Source organism: Rhizobium sullae (genome assembly GCF_025200715.1).
Classification (GTDB): domain Bacteria; phylum Pseudomonadota; class Alphaproteobacteria; order Rhizobiales; family Rhizobiaceae; genus Rhizobium; species Rhizobium sullae.
On sequence record NZ_CP104143.1, the window covers coordinates 3423021 to 3441993 of the forward strand.

At 59.5% G+C, this 18973-nt stretch carries 16 protein-coding genes; 3 read left to right on the forward strand and 13 right to left on the reverse strand.

The genetic code is table 11. The features are described 5' to 3' along the window. The first annotated feature begins 36 nt into the window (after positions 1 to 36). Together N2599_RS17165 and N2599_RS17170 are read left to right on the forward strand one after the other, a co-directional pair. Positions 37 to 273 (forward strand): Lrp/AsnC ligand binding domain-containing protein, encoded by a 237-nt coding sequence (locus N2599_RS17165; RefSeq protein WP_027512108.1) that lies wholly within the window; start codon positions 37 to 39, stop codon positions 271 to 273. 119 nt (positions 274 to 392) lie between these two features. Beyond that, positions 393 to 1574 (forward strand): glycosyltransferase family 4 protein, encoded by a 1182-nt coding sequence (locus tag N2599_RS17170; protein WP_027512107.1) that lies wholly within the window; start codon positions 393 to 395, stop codon positions 1572 to 1574. A gap of 17 nt (positions 1575 to 1591) precedes the next feature. Here N2599_RS17170 and N2599_RS17175 read toward each other — a convergent pair whose 3' ends face one another. The 9 genes from N2599_RS17175 to epmA form a co-directional block, all read right to left on the reverse strand. Next, positions 1592 to 4897: an oligosaccharide flippase family protein gene (locus tag N2599_RS17175; protein ID WP_027512106.1), complete on the reverse strand. Its 3306-nt coding sequence runs from the start codon at positions 4895 to 4897 to the stop codon at positions 1592 to 1594. A gap of 80 nt (positions 4898 to 4977) precedes the next feature. After that, positions 4978 to 6162, reverse strand: coding sequence for a glycosyltransferase family 4 protein (locus N2599_RS17180; RefSeq protein WP_027512105.1), 1185 nt, complete (start codon positions 6160 to 6162; stop codon positions 4978 to 4980). Positions 6163 to 6209: 47 nt separating this feature from the next. After that, complete coding sequence (locus N2599_RS17185) at positions 6210 to 8687, reverse strand: glycosyl hydrolase 2 galactose-binding domain-containing protein (RefSeq protein ID WP_027512104.1); 2478 nt, start codon at positions 8685 to 8687, stop codon at positions 6210 to 6212. Positions 8688 to 8703: 16 nt separating this feature from the next. After that, entirely contained in the window at positions 8704 to 9666 is a 963-nt protein-coding gene (locus N2599_RS17190; protein ID WP_037142986.1) for a DUF1839 family protein, read from the reverse strand. 8 nt (positions 9667 to 9674) lie between these two features. Continuing rightward, a complete protein-coding gene (locus tag N2599_RS17195; RefSeq protein ID WP_027512102.1) occupies positions 9675 to 10583 on the reverse strand; it encodes an amino acid--[acyl-carrier-protein] ligase in 909 nt (302 codons plus the stop codon). Between the two features lie 5 nt (positions 10584 to 10588). After that, on the reverse strand, positions 10589 to 11770 hold the full coding sequence (locus tag N2599_RS17200) for an acyl-CoA dehydrogenase family protein (RefSeq protein WP_027512101.1): 1182 nt from the start codon (positions 11768 to 11770) through the stop codon (positions 10589 to 10591). Then, positions 11770 to 12021, reverse strand: coding sequence for an acyl carrier protein (locus N2599_RS17205; protein ID WP_027512100.1), 252 nt, complete (start codon positions 12019 to 12021; stop codon positions 11770 to 11772). The genes N2599_RS17200 and N2599_RS17205 overlap by 1 nt, the downstream gene beginning before the upstream one ends. A 266-nt stretch (positions 12022 to 12287) precedes the next feature. Next, positions 12288 to 13340 (reverse strand): lysine-2,3-aminomutase-like protein, encoded by a 1053-nt coding sequence (locus tag N2599_RS17210; protein ID WP_027512099.1) that lies wholly within the window; start codon positions 13338 to 13340, stop codon positions 12288 to 12290. After that, a complete protein-coding gene (gene epmA, locus N2599_RS17215) occupies positions 13337 to 14401 on the reverse strand; it encodes an EF-P lysine aminoacylase EpmA (protein WP_027512098.1) in 1065 nt (354 codons plus the stop codon). Before epmA ends, N2599_RS17210 begins: the two co-directional genes overlap by 4 nt. 151 nt (positions 14402 to 14552) lie before the next feature. Between epmA and efp the strand changes: the two genes are divergently transcribed. Continuing rightward, positions 14553 to 15122: an elongation factor P gene (efp, locus tag N2599_RS17220; protein ID WP_027512097.1), complete on the forward strand. Its 570-nt coding sequence runs from the start codon at positions 14553 to 14555 to the stop codon at positions 15120 to 15122. Between the two features lie 56 nt (positions 15123 to 15178). Here efp and N2599_RS17225 read toward each other — a convergent pair whose 3' ends face one another. From N2599_RS17225 to N2599_RS17240, 4 genes are read right to left on the reverse strand one after another with little or no spacing between them, the layout of a single operon-like run. Beyond that, entirely contained in the window at positions 15179 to 15907 is a 729-nt protein-coding gene (locus N2599_RS17225; protein WP_027512096.1) for an SIS domain-containing protein, read from the reverse strand. Positions 15908 to 15922: 15 nt separating this feature from the next. Then, positions 15923 to 17074, reverse strand: a complete 1152-nt coding sequence (nagA, locus tag N2599_RS17230; RefSeq protein WP_027512095.1) for an N-acetylglucosamine-6-phosphate deacetylase — start codon at positions 17072 to 17074, stop codon at positions 15923 to 15925. Continuing rightward, positions 17074 to 18105, reverse strand: a complete 1032-nt coding sequence (locus N2599_RS17235; RefSeq protein WP_027512094.1) for an SIS domain-containing protein — start codon at positions 18103 to 18105, stop codon at positions 17074 to 17076. Before N2599_RS17235 ends, nagA begins: the two co-directional genes overlap by 1 nt. After that, positions 18102 to 18875: a GntR family transcriptional regulator gene (locus N2599_RS17240; RefSeq protein ID WP_027512093.1), complete on the reverse strand. Its 774-nt coding sequence runs from the start codon at positions 18873 to 18875 to the stop codon at positions 18102 to 18104. Before N2599_RS17240 ends, N2599_RS17235 begins: the two co-directional genes overlap by 4 nt. Positions 18876 to 18973 lie beyond the last annotated feature (98 nt).

Consider the following 18973-nt stretch of genomic DNA (forward strand, 5'->3'; position numbering starts at 1 on the left):
TATGCGCGCAATCAGAATTTTTCGCAGGAAACCCTCATGAAGCCCATTTTCGTCCAGCTCCAATGCGCGCCCGGCAAGACCTACGACGTTGCCGACGCGATCTACAAAACGGAACGCGTCTCGGAGCTTTATTCAACGAGCGGCGATTACGACTTGCTTCTGAAGATCTACATCGAAGAGGGCCAGGATATCGGCAAATTCATCAACGACAACATCGCCAATATCCCCGGCATCGTACGGTCGCTGACGACGCTGACCTTCAAGGCCTTCTGACAGACGCGGTTAACCTTCTTCCGCGACAACCGCTCCGCAGGGCTCCCCGTAAACCGCGCTTTAACACCATCCAGTATCTGGTCAGAGAGATGCGGCCATGTGGCCGGTAGGTGGGCGCAATGTCAGCAGTGGAAACAGAGACCGTCACATCAGTGCCGCAGACACGCGCTGCGCCGCTGATCGTGCATGTCGTCCGCCAGTTCCTTCCGAACCGTGGCGGCCTTGAGGACGTTGTCGCCAATCTCGCCCGCCAGACAATTAAACACGGCTACCGCGTCCGCGTCATAACGCTCGATTCGCTCTTCACAACGCGAGACGACAAACTGCTGGCCCGCGAGGTGATCGACGGTATCGAGGTCGTCCGCATCTCCTGGTCGGGCAGCTCTCGCTATCCGATCGCACCCCAAGTCTTCCGTCACCTGGGAGATGCCTCGCTCATTCACGTGCACGCAATCGACTTCTTTTTCGATGCATTGGCGCTGGGACGTTTCCTGCACGGCAAGCCGATGATCGCGACCACCCATGGCGCCTTCTTCCACACACGAAAATATGCTGCGATCAAGAAAGTGTGGTTCCAGACGCTGACACGCATGTCAGCAAGGGCGTACAAACGCATTGTCGGCTGCAGCGTTTCCGATCTGGAACAGTTTCGCAAAATCTCGCCAAGGACGAGCATCGTGATCGAAAACGGCGTGGACATCGGCAAATTCGCCGACGGCGCATCTCAAAAACAGCGGCGCCGCCTTGTCACCATCGGCCGCTTTTCCGTCAACAAGCGGCTGGATCATCTGCTGGATGTCATGGTCGCTTTAAAGGGTCGCGATGCGGCCTGGCATCTCGATATCGTCGGGACCGAATCCGATCTGAATCGTTCGGATCTCGAGCGGAAGATCGAAAACAAAAGTCTTCGGGAAAGCGTCACGCTTCATATTTCGCCGGATAACGATAAGACTCGGGAGATCATCTCGAACGCCTCGATCTTTGCCTCGGCTTCGGAATACGAGGGCTTCGGCCTGGTTGCGCTGGAAGCCATGAGCGCGGGGCTGCTGCCGGTCCTGAACGCCAACGAGGCCTATACCGCTCTTGCAAACCGGCACGACCTGATCACGCTTGCCGATTTCACCAGCCCTCAAGCGGCCGCCGATGCAATCGAAGCAGCCTACCGGCGGCTCTCCTTCGAAGGGAATGCCTTGCGCCAAGCCCTGCTTGATGCTGCCCGGGGATATTCCTGGGATGTAGTCGCCGAACGTTATATCGACCTCTATAAATCTCTAGAGATCGGCGCCGCCACCAAGACCTGATCCACGTGGGATGCCGCTCAAGCCTTGGCGAGACGAAGGATCTCATCAAGCACGATGCGGCGCGATTCCGGCGGCGTCAGATTGTGGTCGGCATTCTGCAGCATCAACATCCGCACGTTCGGATAGCGCGACAGCTTGCGACCGCCAGGGCCGAAATGGAAGTACATATGGTCAAGTCCTACGTCGCCTTCGCTATAGATGAGCGTTAAAGGCACCTTGCGCTGGCCGAAGAGCGTGAATGATTGCCGGACCTCGCGGGCGATATGCCCCCGCTCGGGAAGCAACTCGATCAGCGGCGCGATCCTCGGCGACAGCCGGCGACCGGCGGCGATGAATATATTCTGCAGCGCCGCAAACACGTCCACCTCCCCGCGCAGCAGCCGCTTCATTGTATCGAGCCGGGCAAGCCGCTGGCCGTAATCGTCGAAGCTGCGGGGCACCGAAACGACGTGTTCCTTGCGAACAGGCATCTTCGGGTCCCAATAGTAGACGAAGGGATTGATCGAAATTACAGCCTTTAGCCTTTCGTCGGCGACCCCGGCACGGAAAGCAAGATAGCCGCCGCTGCAGCGGCCGGCGACCATGACGGGTCCCGAAGTGAACGTCTCGAGCAGGTCGAGTGCAGCGATCGCATCATCCGTCTGGCTAGCTGAATAGAGGACCTGCTCAGGCGCATCCGGACGCGGCACGCTGTCTCCGACGTTTGCCGAGTCGAAACGTAGCGAGACGATGCCTTGGCGCGCCAGCTCGCGGCTCATGTCGACCGTCGTTCTGCCCCAGCCCGCATGCCGGTCGTAAGCCGTCGACATGAAAAGCACCGCATTTCCCTTCGCCTGACCAAGTGGCCTGCTAACGACGCCGACGAGATGGTCATGACTTCCGAAGCGCACCGGGATTTCTTCGAATCCGTCGCCGACGAGCACCTGGTTCTCAAGCACAATGGGATAATGGCTGGAGGAAAAAGCCGTCGTCTTTTCGAGCCATTGCGTTAGCAAACCCACGACGGCCATTGGCGTCTTGGCGAAGAGCGGATTGGTTGCCAGCTCGTCATAGCCTTCGAAAACTTTCTGCTCGACATTCGCGCCGAGCGCCTGCAGGGCTTCTGCAAAGCCAGTATCTTCAGCGCGCGTCGGACGTTCGACGATCAGGTAGTTCGGCGCGGCAAGGCTCTGCGGCGAGGTTATCTTGAGCTTGCCGATTTCGGCGGCGATTGCCTCCGGCATGATCAGGCCGGCGATCTGTACCATATCACTCTGGACGTGCTCTTTTCCGAGGCCGAGATCGGCATGGATGAGCTTCGACCACATGTTGACTTCGCGGAGATAACCTCGGCCGTTCAGGACCGGCGCGAGCATGACGACGCTATCCACGTCCTCGATCGCATGACCGATTCGATGAGCGAGCGTGGCGCCAAGACCCTGTCCCATAAGGATGATCCGGTCGCATGCGCTGAGCGACTTGAGTTTTGCTGCGGCCGCACGGATCGAGTTTTCCCATGTCTCCAGGCTTGCCGGCAGAGCGCCGAAATCCAGCGCATCGCCAGTGCCGCGGTAGTCGAAACGCAGGCTCGGCACGCCGATATCCGAGAAATGTTCTGCTGCGACACGAAAGAACTTACGGCTGCACATTTCCTCGAAGCCCCAGGGACTGACGAAGAGAACCGCAGCCGAGCGCTTGGTAGCCGCAGAGCTTTCAGGCATGAACAGGCCAATCGTGCCGTCAAAGACGACAGGCAGGGCCGCGCTACGCCCTGCCCCCTCGGCCGGCTCCTGTGAAAATTCCTCGTCGGAGGGTGTGTCATTTTTCCGGCCGTTCGAAGACGCCGTGATGAAATCGACCGCACGCCTTGCAGGCACCTGAAGCAGCATCGGCACTTTGTCGAGGATAGAGCGGATCACCTCGATGTCTTCGAGCGGCACGGCATGAAGGACCCTCAGCGCAGCAAAATAGGAGAGCGCTCCACCCGCAATAGCAGCGACAAGTCCGACAGGACCTGGAATGAAGGCCAGCACGGCGAGAGCTCCGCACGCGCACAGAATCGAGGCCAGAGTGACCTTGATCAGGCTGACGTAGAGTCCTGAAAGTCGATATCCAAATCCGGTTTGCTTGATCATCATAACCGACATTGCAACAAAGACGGCTATGCGCACGAGCGCGGCACCCTCAGCTGCAAGCCTAGGTACAATCAGTAAACAACCCACTACCATTATTAGGCCACCAATCACACTGATGGTGAGACGGGCGCGGGCTCTGTCCATCGACAGCAGGTAGAGGCTGAGGATCTGCATGCAGGTATAGGCGGGAGCGACAAGCGCCAGCAGGGCGACCACCGGCCCGCTCCGGCGGAAGGCCTCGCCGAACACCACCACCACGAGTTCGCTGGAGATTGCGGCAAGCCCCAAACTCATCGGCAGGACGATATAGGCCATGCTGCGCGTGACCGCCGAGAAGACTTCCACCGGAAGCGTCGAGTCGTCGCTTTTGTGCCGCCGCTCCGAATAATAGGGCAGCAGGCTGCCCGTCATCTGGATGGGAAGCTGCAGGGCGATATTGGCGATCGACAGACCGACAGCATAGTAGCCGACCATCTCCACCGACCAGAATTGCTGCAGGAACAAAAGTTCGAGACGGTTGAGAAAGATGGAATCGATGATGAACTGAATCGACAGGATGGCCGACGACGAGGCGAGATATTTCAGCGAGATGCCGCACCAGTCGCGCCGGGCGAGAAGGACCGGCAGCGTAGCAATAAAAAGCACAAGCTGGCCGGCGGCATAACCGATCAGGACGCCTTCGACACCATGAGTGACCGCGCCGATGACTACACCAACCAGCTGGATGAGGGAGACGACGATCGTCAGCCGAAAGAAGGCGCCAAGCCGCTTCTCGCCGATCAGGTAGAATTTAACGAAGGAGCCGATCGCCTGGATGAAGAATAGGATACCCGTCACCAGCGCAACGGAGGGCGCGGTTTCCGCCCAGTGCATTTCCTCCGATGTCAGGAAAAAGGCGGCATAAAGCGCCAGAAGCACTATTGTCGAACAGACCATGAAGGTGACGAGGATGGCGGCAAAACCGCGTCGCCGCCTTTCATCAAACCCTTGGGCGGTTAGCTGCGGCAATGTCTTGAGCAGGGTGATGCTGGAACCGAGTTCGGCGATTGAAGCGCCGATCACCACCAGCCAGAGGGAAAAGGCGACGATGCCGTTGGCTTCGGGACCGAGCATGCGGGCGGTTATGATCGAGGAAACGAAACCGGTCAGAAGCAGCAGCATACCTGCAGCCCCATTCATCATCGAGTTTCCTATAATTCCTTTCGACATCTATCCATCCGCCTGAAGGCCGGGTTGGCCCGGATTAAATCACCCTTAAAGTGAAAATGTTAAAACAAAGCAGAGCAGCGTCAGCTTGGCTGGCTGCGCGTCATCGCAAGCGCTGAAAACGCCTTCTCATAGGTGTGCGCCGCCAGATAGCTCAACAGGAATGTACGGGCGTTTTCGGCCTTTTGCCGGGCGGCCTCGGGCGCGAGAAATATCTGCCTAAGATGCGCCGCGGCCTGCTCCGGCGAAGGGTCTGCCCAGACCGCGTTTTTCAACCGCGCAAATTCCGGATGTTCATCCGCCACCGGAACAAGAGGGGACTCGACCAGCCAAGTATTTTCGGAATCGCAGAAATCCACCGTGCCCGACCAGTTGGTGGAAACGACCGGCGTTCGCTGCATGATAGCCTCGGCGACCGTCAGGCCAAAGCCTTCGGAACGGTGTAGTGAAAGATAGGCATCGGAATCCCGGATAAGCCCGTTGATTTCGGAACTTGTAAGGTTGTCTGTGACGATCCTGATTCGGCTGCTTCCCTCAACGGAGCGCGCGAGCGCCTGCAACCCCTCGTCCTTGCCGATATCGCCACTGGTCTTCATCAGCAAAAAGGCGTTTGGGTACTCGGCGCTGAAGATCTGGAAGGCTTTGATGACCGCCTGCGGGTTCTTTCGATTGATTGACGAGCCGGCGCTGAAAATGAAACTGACGAGAAAGGCATCCTCCTCGATGGCGAATTTCCGACGAACGCCTTCGGCGGCGGGTTTTTCCGTTACCGGATGCGGGACAATGATGACGGGTGCGGACGTAAACGGCTGGATCGCCCGTTTGGTGAATTCCGACGGGACGAAGATCGCATTCATGTAACGCATGGCGTTCCGCCATTCGGCCGGCACTTCTTCCAGTTCCCAGGCCCAGTAACCGATATTGAAGGCACGAGGAAAATTCCCAATACCTTTCCTCAGGATAGCGCGCGGCAACATGGGGGGATTGAGATGCCAGATACGCGTACCCGGACGGGTGGCTGGCACCCGTGACGGCGCCCATTCGACAAGCGAGCTCTCGCCTGAACGTGTGCTGACATCGGCAGATTGGATGCCAAGTCCTGAATCAGACAAGGCGCCAACGCAGAGCCGAGCGGATTCCCCGACCCCCGCGGCCATGGAAAAATAGCCCACGACCTCCAACGGCTTGTCGGGATCGAAGGCGAGAGGTGATTTCGGGACGAGCCGCTGAAGTACATGGGCGCGGAGAAAGCGGTACGTCGTTCTCAAGCTGCAGCCTTTCCGGTTGTGTCGATCTTGGCCTTCTGCATGGATCGTTAAGCCTGAAGCCCGAAACGGCGCGAACTGCCTAGACTTCTGACATCGCCCGTCGGCACTTCATCTTCCGCCATCCCCCGGATGGGTCGCAGCTGCACGCGCTTGGAAGTGCCGGGCGCGAGGTGGAACCAATCCTCATCCACCCGGAAGCCATCGATATCGAGATGCACCGATTGTGCCAGCCGATCGGTCCTCAGATCGATTAACCAGGCATCGCCATCCCTTAGGACCGATGCCTCGATCGTCGCGTCATGAAGCGCCTTCGACCGTCCGAGCGGGAAATGGAATGCTTCGGCGAGAAGGTCGCCATCGGCGGAGCGCAGCCGTGCGACGGTCACGTCATGGGAAGGCGGACCGAAACGGAAAGCATAAGTCGTGTCAAAAAATGCACCGAAGAGCTCGGTTGCCGCGAGTTTTTCCTTGGATCTTGGCGCGATTGCCAATGCACGGCTGCCGCCGACGGCCCTCTGCTTGCCGTCTCGCAGGCAGACGACTTCAAGTTCAACGGGCAAGCTTTCGCCGGTTTCATTGATGACATGGACGTCGAGGCCGTTCGTGCCCTCGTCCGTCAGCAGCACCTGAACCGTGCGGAAGGCGCGGCGCATTGCATACCAGACCGGCTTCGGCTCCCCGGTCGAATCGACAACGCCCCAGCCGGGACCGGGCAGAATATCTTGAAGCGTCCAGACAAGAGCACCATTGCAGTTCGAACCCTTGCGCCGCCATTCGGCGAAGGTTTCCGTTAGAACCTCGCCGGTGACGGCACGGGACAGATCGAGATAGTGCTCAGGATTTTCCCGGCGCAGCGCCGCTGGGTCGACGTCATAAAGTTCCTCCAGGTAGAAGTCGCGAACATCCTCGAAATCCCAGGAGGCACTTCGATCGCGCGGAACGCGAGCCTTCCACAGCGGACTATGGACCGCCGGGACATCCAGATGCCGCTGCAGCGTCTTTTGCTGCGGAACATGGGCGAAGGCGAGGCTTTCGGCGGCAAAGCGAACATCGGCGCGACGGGCGTCCTCGAGCGGGCGCATGTAGGCGCCGACGCCGTAAAAATGCGTGACGCCGGCATTTGGCGAGAAAGGCATGGCCCCACCATGAGGGGAGTTCGGCACATAGGGCACATCGGGGCGCATACGCGCTGCAATCGCCGGGATGACGTCCTCCGACAGTGGGCTGTTCCAGAATTCCTGCGGTAGCCCAAGCATCGCGGCTTGCTGATGAATCTCGCTCCCGCCGCAAAGAACCGCAAGCGAAGGAGAGGCCTGGACTCCATGAAGGAACCCTTCGACCTCTGCATGAACATGTCCCATGAATGATTTGTCGCTTCGCGGATAGTCGAAATTGGCGAACATGAAGTCCTGCCAAACGAGAATGCCGAGTTCATCGCAGAGCCCGAAGAACTCTGGCGTCTCATAGGCCATCGTGCCGCCGATGCGGATCATGTTCATACCCGCGCCGGCAGCAAGGCGCAGGAAGGGCTCGTAGTCGGCGCGCGCACCCGGCAGTCGAACGATGTCAGCCGTCGTCCAGACAGCACCACGGCAGAAGACGGGATCGCCATTCACCCGAAGGCCGAACCCGTTGCCATCGACACCATGACCGACTTCGATCCGCCGGAAGCCGGTCTTGCCGAGCGAATATTCGATGCCATCCGCAACGAGCATCGGTCCGTAAAGATGCGGGGTCCCATGCGTATGTGGCCACCACGGCGTGACCTTCGGAAGTTTGAGGATCGCCGAATAATGATTTCCGCCGACCTTCTCGAAGTTTTGCTCCACCTCTCCGCAGCGAAACAGCATCTCGGGATTTTCAGCGTCCGTGTGCAGCGAAACGCTGAGACGGCCGATGCCGCTCTCTTCCAACACAGCCCGGATCGAGACGTTGTCGATCGACATCACGCTGCGGCGGACAAGCGTAATCGGCCGCCAAGGACCGACAGCATGAATTTCGGGGCACCAGCCAGGCATGTAGCCAAGCAACGTCGTGCGAACATTCTTGAGCCCTTGCGGTACTATCATCTGGGGACGCCAGCGGGCGCGGGCGCCGGGCTCCGTTAGACGGGGACCGAGGGCACGGAAGCAAAGGGCGACATCATCGCCGCCCACAAGCGTGACCGGGATCTCATGCGCCGCAAACATGCTTTCGGAAAAAAGGATTTCCTGGCCGTTCAGAAAAACATGGCAGAGCGTCGCAAGCCCTTCAAAACGAAGGATAGCATCGCCAGGCACGGCCTCGAAGAGCCTGCAGACATACCAAGCGTCCTTGGTATTCAGCGGCTCCGGATTTTCGCGATCGAAGAGACCCGCGCGCTCCAGAGCGTCAGCCACTGTACCGGGAACGGGCGCGGCAATGAACTTCGAAGAAGGCGGAATGTCGCGCGGCGTCGCGCAGGTTCCCGGTTCCGTCAAAACCAGATTCCAGCCTTCGGAAAGCAAGACCTCTTCGGCACCGACGCTCGCCAACCTCCCCCGCATGCTCAAGCCCCCGGTATCAAAGCCGATCGGAAATCGACGTCATCATGGCATCCCACGCATCTGCCGCCGGATCAAGCGCCGTCTGCAATGGCTCGAACTTCCTGCGCGTGACGGCCCGGGCAAGCTGGAATTGTACCGACTTCGCCACTTCGGAGATGCGCCGGGCACTCTCTTCGGCTTGCACGAACTTGCCCCGCGAAAGCCACGCGAGATGATCTGCAGCCAGCTCGAAATTGGCGCCGAACTGTCGCAATGTGTTGAAGGCGTATTTGTGAAAGAAGCCGAAAGGCCGCTCTGCGATAGCCTCCACCTGCTGCGGGAATTGTTTGGCGAAGGCGCGGATCGGATTGTCGGCGGGCCGGCGCGAAAAATGGACCTTGAAAAGACGGCCAGCCACATCCCGGATATAATTCTCGCCGGCAAACGTTCGCGGAAATTTTGCAAATTCGGTATAAGGCAGGAAGGGCCGATCCTTATCCGTCAGTTGCGATTGGAAGAGACCGTCGAAATCCTCGCCCTCGAGTTCAAAATAGCCGGCATTGTGAAAATACTCGACACGCTTCGCGGCAGTGTCCAGCCGATTGATGGCCACAGTCGTCTTGCCATGCTCGGAACGATAGGCGGTGCCCTGAGTGTCCGGCATATAGAAGGAGTCCATCTCGATCAGGCAGAGACGGCCCCGCCCGATCTGCGTTTCGATGTGATGCTCGACGCGGTCGAAGATTGCGAGTTCGGTGACACGGATGTCGTAGAGCGCCTCGAGATCTTCGAGCCGCACCTTGAAGAAGGTGAACTGATCCCCCTCGAAATCCTGCGTCAGCGTGAAGCCGAGCATCGCTTCAGGCGGCAGACCTAGCGTGTTCAGCACTTCGATCCAGAGGTCGATATAGCAGTTTGTTTCCGGCCACATGCGCTCGCTGGAGTGCAGGGCATGCTGGCGGTAGCCATCTGGACGGATGGCCAGGAAGACGGAGGACATAAGACCGCTCAGCCCCAGAGCGCCTTGCGGACATCCGCCGGCCATTCCTTCACGTCGAGTCCGTGATGATGGAACAGCGCAAGCGCGATGCGCTCGAGACCGAAGCCGACGCAGGCAGTGTGTGCGACGCTGCCGTCTTCGAGATTGAGACCCCACTTCTGGCCGAAGGAGTCCTGATGATAGTTGAAGCTCATGCAGGCCGTCGGCTTGGCGGTCGATGTGATCGGGATCAGCAGCTCGAACTTCAGGTTTTGATCACGCTGGTTATTGACCATCATCTTGCCCGCGCGGCCGAAGAATGGGTCATTGGCGACGTCGATGACGACTTCGAGGCCGACCTGCTTCATCATCTCGACACCGCGATCCATCCAGCGCTGGCGGAAGTCGGTGACGTGGCTTTCCGTGCCCATGCAGACATATTCGCGCATGCGGAAAAGCTGCTGGCGGGCGGGGTCCTTCGATGGTTCATGGCGGAAGCAATAGGACTGCAGGTCGAAGAGACCGCCTTTGGCAGGCAGATTGCCGCGCTTGGCGATCACTGGGTAAAGCGGATAGCAGGCGGCCGGCGTAAGCACGATATCCGTCGCTTCCTGGCCCTTTGTCCAGTCGTCGCCGACTTCTATGCACTGAAGCAGGCTCATGTGGTCAAGTTCGCTGCCGCAGAAGCTGTGGACAGTGCCAGCAAGCTGCGGGAAGCTTTTCATGTAACCACTCTTTTCGAAGAGGGCGCGGTTCATGCCGGGCGGAAAGCGCATGGCTTCGGCACCATCGGCACCGCCGAATTTGTCGATCAGGCGCTCGAAGGCAGTGATGACGTCTTCGAACTGTCCGCTGCGGCCATAAAGACCATCGATACCGGTATCGATCAAAAGGCCGGATTCGAAGAGCCGGTCCAAAAACGAGGTCTGCATATCCATGACTGTCACCCCAATAGGCTAGTGTCCTGCTTGTGGACGAGAAGCATGCTCGACGTGTTGCCGAGGATGCGGTCATTCGAGATCATAAGCTGTGCGGAATGGGCGTCGCGCAAATGACGGCCGAGGCTGAAGGGCGTACCGTTCTTGTAGCCCATGATGCCGCAGATCAGCATGGCGTGGTTGACGATCTCCAGGATCGTTTCCGACGACGCAATCTTCACGTTGTTCATTGCCACCGCAAAGCCCATCGAGGAAAGCTTGTCCGGATCGGCCTTGGCATCTTCATAGGCTTTGAGACCGGCCACGACGTTCGATTTCACCATCTGCAGCAGGTTGGAGACTTCCGCGAGCCGCAGCGCACCGGGAGGTGGAGTACCGGGAGACTTGCGGGCGGCGGCGCGGACAAAAGCCTGCGCGCGGGAAACGGCATCGACCGCGATGCCATACCACACGCCGCTCCAGAGCAGGTGCGACGAAGCGAGCATCGATTGTGCGGCGATCTCGGCGAAAGGCTTCGGCAGGATCTGAACGGCGGGCGCTTCCCCCTTGAAGAGGAAGCCGTCGGAGCAGGTGCCGCGCATGCCGAGCGTATTCCAGACGTGCGTGCGCTCGAGTGTGTATTGGTCCCTGAGAAAGGCGGTCAGAACTTGATCGGAGGAGGCAGCCTCCGGATGGCTGCGCGAGGTAACAAGGATCGCGTCGGCATGCGAGCCGTAGGAGATGACGGTCGCGTCCTTTTCGAGACGGCAGCTGTCGCTGCTGATTTCGATGGCGCAGATGCTGTTGCGCAGGTTGCCGCCGATACCGCCTTCGGTTGTCGCCGATGCGATGAGCAATTGCTCGGCCGCGATGCGCCGCATGAAGCCTGCATGCCATTCGCTTTCGGTACCGTGCTCGGCAACGCTCGAAAGCTTGATGTGGTGCATGGCAAAAACCATGGCACTCGCGGCGCAGGCCTGGCCAAGAACGGAGCAGAGTTCAGCGATTTCGGTCGTTGAAGCGCCCTCGCCGCCGAGATGGCGCGGCACCTGAATGCCGAGCAGCCGCTCGGCTTTCATTGCGTCGACAGCCTCGCGCGGAAAGCGGCTTTCGGCGTCGACATCGTCGGCATATTTCGCCGCGATCTCGGCAACGCGCGCCGTTCTGACGGTAAAACTGTCTTCCGTGATCTTGACCGGAAAGTTCATCATGCGACCTTCCGGTTGTCCTTGATGATATCGACGGTTTTTTCGATCGCGGAGATGCTGGCAAAGGACTTGCGGTTGAGGAGATTGTCCGGGAATTCAATATCGAAGGCTTCTTCGATACCGAGCATGAGTTGCACGGAAGCAAAGGACGTTAGACCAACCGCATAAAGATCGGCGTCGTCGGCCACCTGATCGATCGAAACGGGCAGCTTGCCGAATTTGGCGAGCAGTTCGCGGATTGTCTTGTTCATCCTTAGCACCTCCAAGATTGTCATGATCCCGAGCTGGCGATTATCGCCTTCATCATGAGCGTTCTTTTAGGCCGGAAAACCAAATATTCCGCTAACTTGTCTGGTTAAATATGAGGAAGACTCGCACTTAAAGTTTTAGCAACTACCTTGCCGCAACAGCTTTTATCTTTTTCGTGACAGATACTTAGCCGTTACTCCTGCCGCAAATGATAAAATTGGTATCTGGGCTGAAAGTGCGGAAATGAGACGTTTGTGTTTGCTTTCTGTCACTCGGAGGGAGGGTAGGAATGTTCGCCGCCCCGGTAATCCGACACGGAGAAGCAGCCATCCGCGCTCTTCCGGATAGCGCTCTCGCCGATCACTGCTTTCCCGTAACCACCTGGAATATCAAGGATATAGGCTGGCTGACAGAGGCCCGAGATGCGCCCGCGCAGCGACGAAACGATCTTCTGACCCTCCTCGATCGCCAGCCGGAAGTGGCTGGTGCCGGGTGCCAGATCGGGATGATGCAAGTAGTAAGGCTTGATGCGCGTCTCGACGAAGGCCTTCATCAAATCTGCCAGAACGGCAGCATCGTCGTTCACGCCTTTCAAAAGTACGGACTGGCTGATCATGACGAGACCGGCATCTACGAGCCGTGCACAGGCTGCACGGGCCTCGCTTGTCAGCTCGCGCGGATGATTGGCGTGGAGCGCGATATAAGTTGTCTTGCCGCTCGCTTTCAAGGCGGCGATCAGTGCGGCATCGATCTTCGGCGGATCGACAACGGGTACGCGCGTGTGGAACCGGACGAGCTTCACATGATCGATAGCTGCAAGCTCCCGCGTGATCTCATCAAGCCGCCGCGACGAAAGGACGAGCGGGTCGCCGCCCGTGAGGATTACTTCCCATATCTCCGGATGGCTGCTTATATAGTCGAAAGCAGCCTTCATCGCCGCCGGCTCAAGCGTGCCAAGCCCTTGAGGACCGACCATCTCTCGCCTGAAGCAGAAGCGGCAATAGACCGGGCAGACGTGCACGGCCTTCAGCAGCACGCGATCCGGATAGCGGTGCACGATGCCCTCAACCGGGCTGTGCGCATGATCGCCGATCGGGTCGGCGCGCTCTTCAGGTGTTGCAATAAGCTCGGCTATATCGGGCACGAATTGACGCGCGATCGGATCGGCCGCATCGGTCCGATCGATTAGCTTGGTAACGGTGGGCGTCAGAGCGATCGCATATCGTGCGGCCACCTCTTCCAATGCCTGCCGATCGCGATCGGATACCAACCCGGCGTTCGCCAGGTCATCGACGCTTTTGATCGGCCGGACGATATTCATCGACCGTACTCCGCAACCGGCGTCCAGAGCACCTGGTCGATACGCGATGCGCCCGTTGCCAGCATCACTAGCCGATCGAAGCCAAGCGCAATGCCGCTTGCCTCCGGCATGATCGAAAGCGCATCAAGGAAATCCTCGTCGAGCGGGTAGCGTTCACCGTATATGCGCGCTTTCTCAGCCATCTCGATCTCGAAACGGCGGCGTTGTTCTGCCGCATTGGTAAGTTCGCCGAAGCCGTTCGCCAACTCGACACCGCAGGCATAGAGCTCGAAACGCTCCGCAACTCGCGGATCGCGCGCCGAGGGACGGGCAAGTGCGGCCTCGGAAACCGGGTACTCGTCAAGAATGGTCACCCGCCCGAAACCTAAGTGCGGCTCTATCTTTTCAACAAGCGCGCGGCTGAAAAGATCAGCCCAGCCGTCGTCGGCAGAAACGCGGATGCCATTCCGGCGCAGTTCGGAGGCCAAATACTCCCGGTCCGTCGATCCATCTGCGGCGATCGACGCCAGCAGGTCAATGCCTCCATAGCGCTCGAACGCCTCTGCGACACTGATGCGTTCAGGCCCAGCAAAGGGGTCGGTCTCGGCGCCCTGGTAGGTTAGCTTCGGCGTCTTGATGGTTTCGGCGGCCAGCGCCAGAAGCCGCACGCAATCCATCATCAGCGTCTCGTAGCTTTCGCCGGCACGATACCATTCCAGCATCGTGAATTCGGGATGATGCAGCGGGCCGCGCTCGCGGTTGCGATAGACATGCGCGAAGCAGGCAATGCGCTGCTCGCCGGCTGAGAGCAGCTTCTTGCAGGCAAATTCCGGCGAGGTGTGCAGGTAGAATGGCGTCGCCTGCCCGTCTGTCGTCAGCGCCTCGGTTGCAAAAGCGTGCAGATGCGCCTCGTTTCCCGGCGAAACCTGCAGTGTCGCCGTGTCAACCTCTATGAAATCCTCGCGAGCGAAGTAGCCGCGCAGCGCCCCCTGGATTGCATTCCGCCCGATCAGGAAAGGGCGGCGATCCGCATGGACGCTCGGCGTCCACCAGGGAGACGCTTTGGCGCTAACAAGGTTCATACTCAGCTTTCTTCGTCTAGCCAGCCAATGCGAGGGCTGGCCTTTTGCCGGATTTTAGGTTAGTTGCGCCCCAACGAAAAACAATGTGCGTCATCGAGGCCCTTTCGACAGTCCCTCTACGACGCCAAAAGCCGAGTTACAAGGAAGTCTTATGGTCAAGGTCATCGCCTCTTCGGTCCGCAAGGGCAACGTTCTCGACGTAGACGGCAAACTCTATGTCGTTCTCACCGCGCAGAACTTCCACCCTGGCAAGGGCACGCCAGTCACCCAGGTGGACATGCGCCGGATCGTTGATGGCGTAAAGGTGTCCGAGCGCTGGCGCACGACAGAGCAGGTCGAGCGCGCCTTCGTCGAAGACGTGAACTTCCAGTTCCTTTACGAAGACGGCGAAGGCTTCCACTTCATGAACCCGGCGAACTATGACCAGGTTGTCGTCGACAATGAAACGATGGGCGACCAGAAGGCTTACCTCCAGGAAGGTATGACGTGCGTTCTGTCGATCCATGAAGGCATTCCGCTGGCGATCCAACTGCCGCGCCACGTCACGCTCGAGATCGTCGAGACGGAACCGGTCGTCAAAGGGCAGACGGCGTCTTCCTCCTACAAGCCGGCAATGCTTTCGAACGGCGTGCGCACCATGGTGCCGCCGCATATCAACGCCGGCACCCGCGTCGTTGTCGCAACGGAAGACAACTCCTACGTCGAACGCGCCAAGGATTGATCCTTCGGACATGTCAGACAGAGAGGCCGGCCTGACGCCGGCCTTTTTTGTTGGGCTCAGAGGTGAGGATTACGCGGCCGGTATTTCTTGACGAGCTGCTGGTTGACGGCAGCAGCCCCCGGCATGTTGGCACTGAGATAGACCGGTGCATCGCCGGACTTCGAAAGCTCCGCCGCGACTTCCGCAAAGATCGCGTTCAGCACCGTTGCTCCGACTGCCGTCGACACCGGGCCGACCTTGAGGCCGCTTCCAGCCAGATCGAGCACGGCATCGCCGGGCGGAAGGCCGTTGTCCAGCACTACATCTGCGATATCCGCGAGCCGGCGGCGGCCGTTGGCAATCGCGCTTGAATAGGCAAGCGAGGTAATGGCAATCACCTTGGCGCCGATCTCGCGGCCATAATCCGCAGCCTCGATCGGTGCGGCATTCACGCCCGAGTTCGAAGCAATGACGATGACATCGCCCGGTTGCATGCCGTAGCGCTCCAACACCGGGCGGACGAGACCCTCTGTGCGCTCATAGACTGAGCTGATCACCGCCCCCTCGTGCAGCATGGCAGAGCCGACCAGAACTGGCACGGTGAAGGCCAGACCGCCGGCGCGATAGTGCACCTCCTCAGCCAGCATATGCGAATGGCCAGTGCCGAATACATAAACGCGCTTGTCGTTACGTGCCGCATCGAGGATTGCTGCGGCCGCCTTCGCCATCGGTTCTTCAAGACTTTTCTTCAAAACCTCCAAACGGCCGATCAGATTGGAAAAGTAAGCATCCGTAACCTCGGTCATGGCATTTCCTTCACTTCAGGCCGCTTCGCCGCCGATCCAAGTGGCAGTAACTTCGATCGCATCCGTCAGATGCACGAGATCGGCGCGCGCTCCCGGCGAAAGATGGCCATAATCATCGAGCCGGAGAGAGCGGGCCGGATAAAGCGTTGCCATGCGCAGTGCCTCGGAAAGCGTCAGATCGAGATAGGTGACGCCATAGCGGATGGTCGACGCCATATCGACGTCGGATCCGGCAAGCGTTCCGTCCGAAAGCACCAGCTTCGAGCAGAAGCCCCCCTTCTCACGCCGCACGGTGCGGCCGTTCAATGTGAACGTATCTTTTTCGGATCCAACCAGCGACATGGCGTCCGTCACGAAGAAGAGCTTACCCTCCCCGCGCTTGGCACGAAGTGCCGTGCGCAGCGCTTTCGGATCGACATGGTGGCCGTCGGCGATGATGCCGCACCACGTCGACGGATGGTCGATCGCGGCCCCGACCAGACCGGGCGCGCGATGGCCCATCTGGCTCATGGCGTTGAAAAGATGAGTGACGCCGCGCGCACCGGCATCGAACCGCTCTTCCGCGGCTTCGCTGGAACAATCCGAATGACCGATGCTAACGATGACGCCGGCTTCGCTCAGTTCGCGAACCTGCGCGACCGTCACCTGCTCGGCCGCCATCGTCACGAGCAGCGTACCGATGGCCTCGCGGGCTCGGATTAAGGCTTTGACATCCATGTCTTCGACCGGGCGCATCAGTTCGGCAAGATGCGCACCTTTACGGGCGGGTGCCAGATGCGGACCTTCCAGATGAAGACCGGCCACGCCGCGGTTGGTTTTGACCGCATCCTTCGCGGCCTCGATCGCCGCCGCCGTCGCCTCTGCCGTATCGGTGATCAGCGTCGGCAGCAGTGCCGTCGTGCCGTAACGCCGGTGCCCCTCGGCGATGATATGCATTGACGATGCCGACGGCTCATCGTTCAGCATACGCCCACCGCCGCCATTCACCTGCGCATCGACGAAACCTGCCGAAAGCACGCCGCCGTCAAGCAAGATCGTCTCGCGCTCGGGCAATCCGTTACGCGGAACGATGGCCTCGACCCGGCCATTAGTAACGATCAGCGCTCTTCCGTCGTGGAACCTCTCGCCGTCGAAGATGCGGGCACCGGTGAAAATCTTGCGGGGCATCATATCGTCTCCGTGACTTTGAGCAGGTTCGCCGGCTTATCCGGATCGAAACCCTTGCGACGCGTAACCGACTCGATCAGGCGATAGTAGACGAGAAGCGACACCAGCGGATCGAGCAGGCCGTTGCCCGTCGTCGGCACGCGCAGATTGACGCCGGAAAGCGGTTGCGCCGAAAACGGCACCGTCGTTGCGCCGAGCTTCTGCAACCGTTCCAGCGCCTGAGCGTTGTTGGCATAGGCCGCATCGTCGGGCATGAAGGCGACGATCGGGAAACCCGGCTGTACGAGTCGCATCGGGCCATGCATCAGTTCGGCCAGCGAGAAGGCTTCCGCGTGAAGGCCGGACGTTTCCTTGGCTTTCAGCGCGGCCTCAAGCGCGATCGCGAATGCCGGACCGCGGCCTGCTATATAAAGCGAGGTCGCATCGAAGAGCACGTCTTCTGCCGCACCTGTATCGATACCCACAGTCGCCGATAGAGCCTCAGGCAATTTCTCCAATGAAGCTTGCAGATCAGCCTTGCTGCCAATCGCAGCCGTCACGCCGGCAAGCGCTGCGACCGAGGCAATGAACGACTTGGTCGCGGCAACGCTCTTTTCCGCACCCGCATTGAGGTCCAGAACGATATCCGCCTGCTTCGCAAGCGGGCTGTCAGTGACGTTCACGACGGCGATCGTCTTCGCGCCGCCGCGTTTGGCGGCTTCCTGAAGGGCGACGATATCCGGGCTGGCGCCCGATTGCGAAACCGTGAAGTGAACGCCACCCTTCAGCTGCAGAGGTGTACCATAGACAGACGCGATCGATGGGCCGATCGAGGCCACGGGAACACCGGTGGTGATTTCAAAGAGATACTTGAAGAAGGTTGCGGCATGGTCCGAAGAGCCGCGCGCGGCCGTCGTCACCACGCTCGGACGAGCCGAGGAAAACAGCTTGGCGATCTCGGCGAACACCGGCTTTTCCTTTTGAAGCAGCGAGGCGACCACGTCCGGCGACTGACCCGCCTCCTGCAGCATCAGCGACTGGTTCTCACTCATAGGTCATCTCCAATTCTCAGTTCGGCTACGAAATCATAGGCATCGCCGCGGTAATGCGAGCGGGTGTATTCCACGACCCGCTGATCTTCCAGGCGGGAAATCCGTTCGATCAAAAGCGCCGGCGCACCGGTCTTCACATTCAGCATCGAGGCCGAGGAAGGGTCGAGCGTCACGGCGGTTAGCCGCTGCAGAGCACGCACCGGCTTGTGGCCGCTTGCCGCCAGCGCATCATAAAGCGATCCCTCGCCGCCGGCATTGTTGCCGAGGAACTTGACCGGCACAACCGCCCGTTCGATCGCCAGCGGCAAGCCATCCGCAAGGCGCAAACGATCCAAGCGCAGAACGGTCTCATCCTGCCCCAAACCGAGGAGGAAGGATTCTTCCGGCGACGGCGAATTGATCGTACGGGACAGTATCCTTGCCGCCGGCGAACGGCCACGTGACCGCATATCGGCCGAGAAAGACGAAAGACGCCAGAGCGGCTGCTCCATGCGCTCGACCTTGCTGGAAACGAAAGTACCGCTGCCGTGTCGCGACTCCAATGCACCGGAACTCATCAGATCACGATAGGCGGTCCGCACTGTCACGCGGCCAAGCTTCAGGGCCTCGGCGAGGTCACGCTCTCCGGGAAGAGGCGCCCCCGGCTTAAGAAGGCCTTCCTGAATGAGGCCCGTCAAAGCCAGCGCCAACCGCTTGTACAGCGGTCCCGCCATCACGTCATCGCGCAGACCGCGGGCATTGAGCTCCGCTACCAGACTGGTTCTATCCATGGATAGGCAATAGAACCTATTTAGAACCACTTTTCAAGTTGAATCTATATAGGCAAAATAAAACCCTCGTGACGGGCACGAGGGTTCAAGGGCGAGGC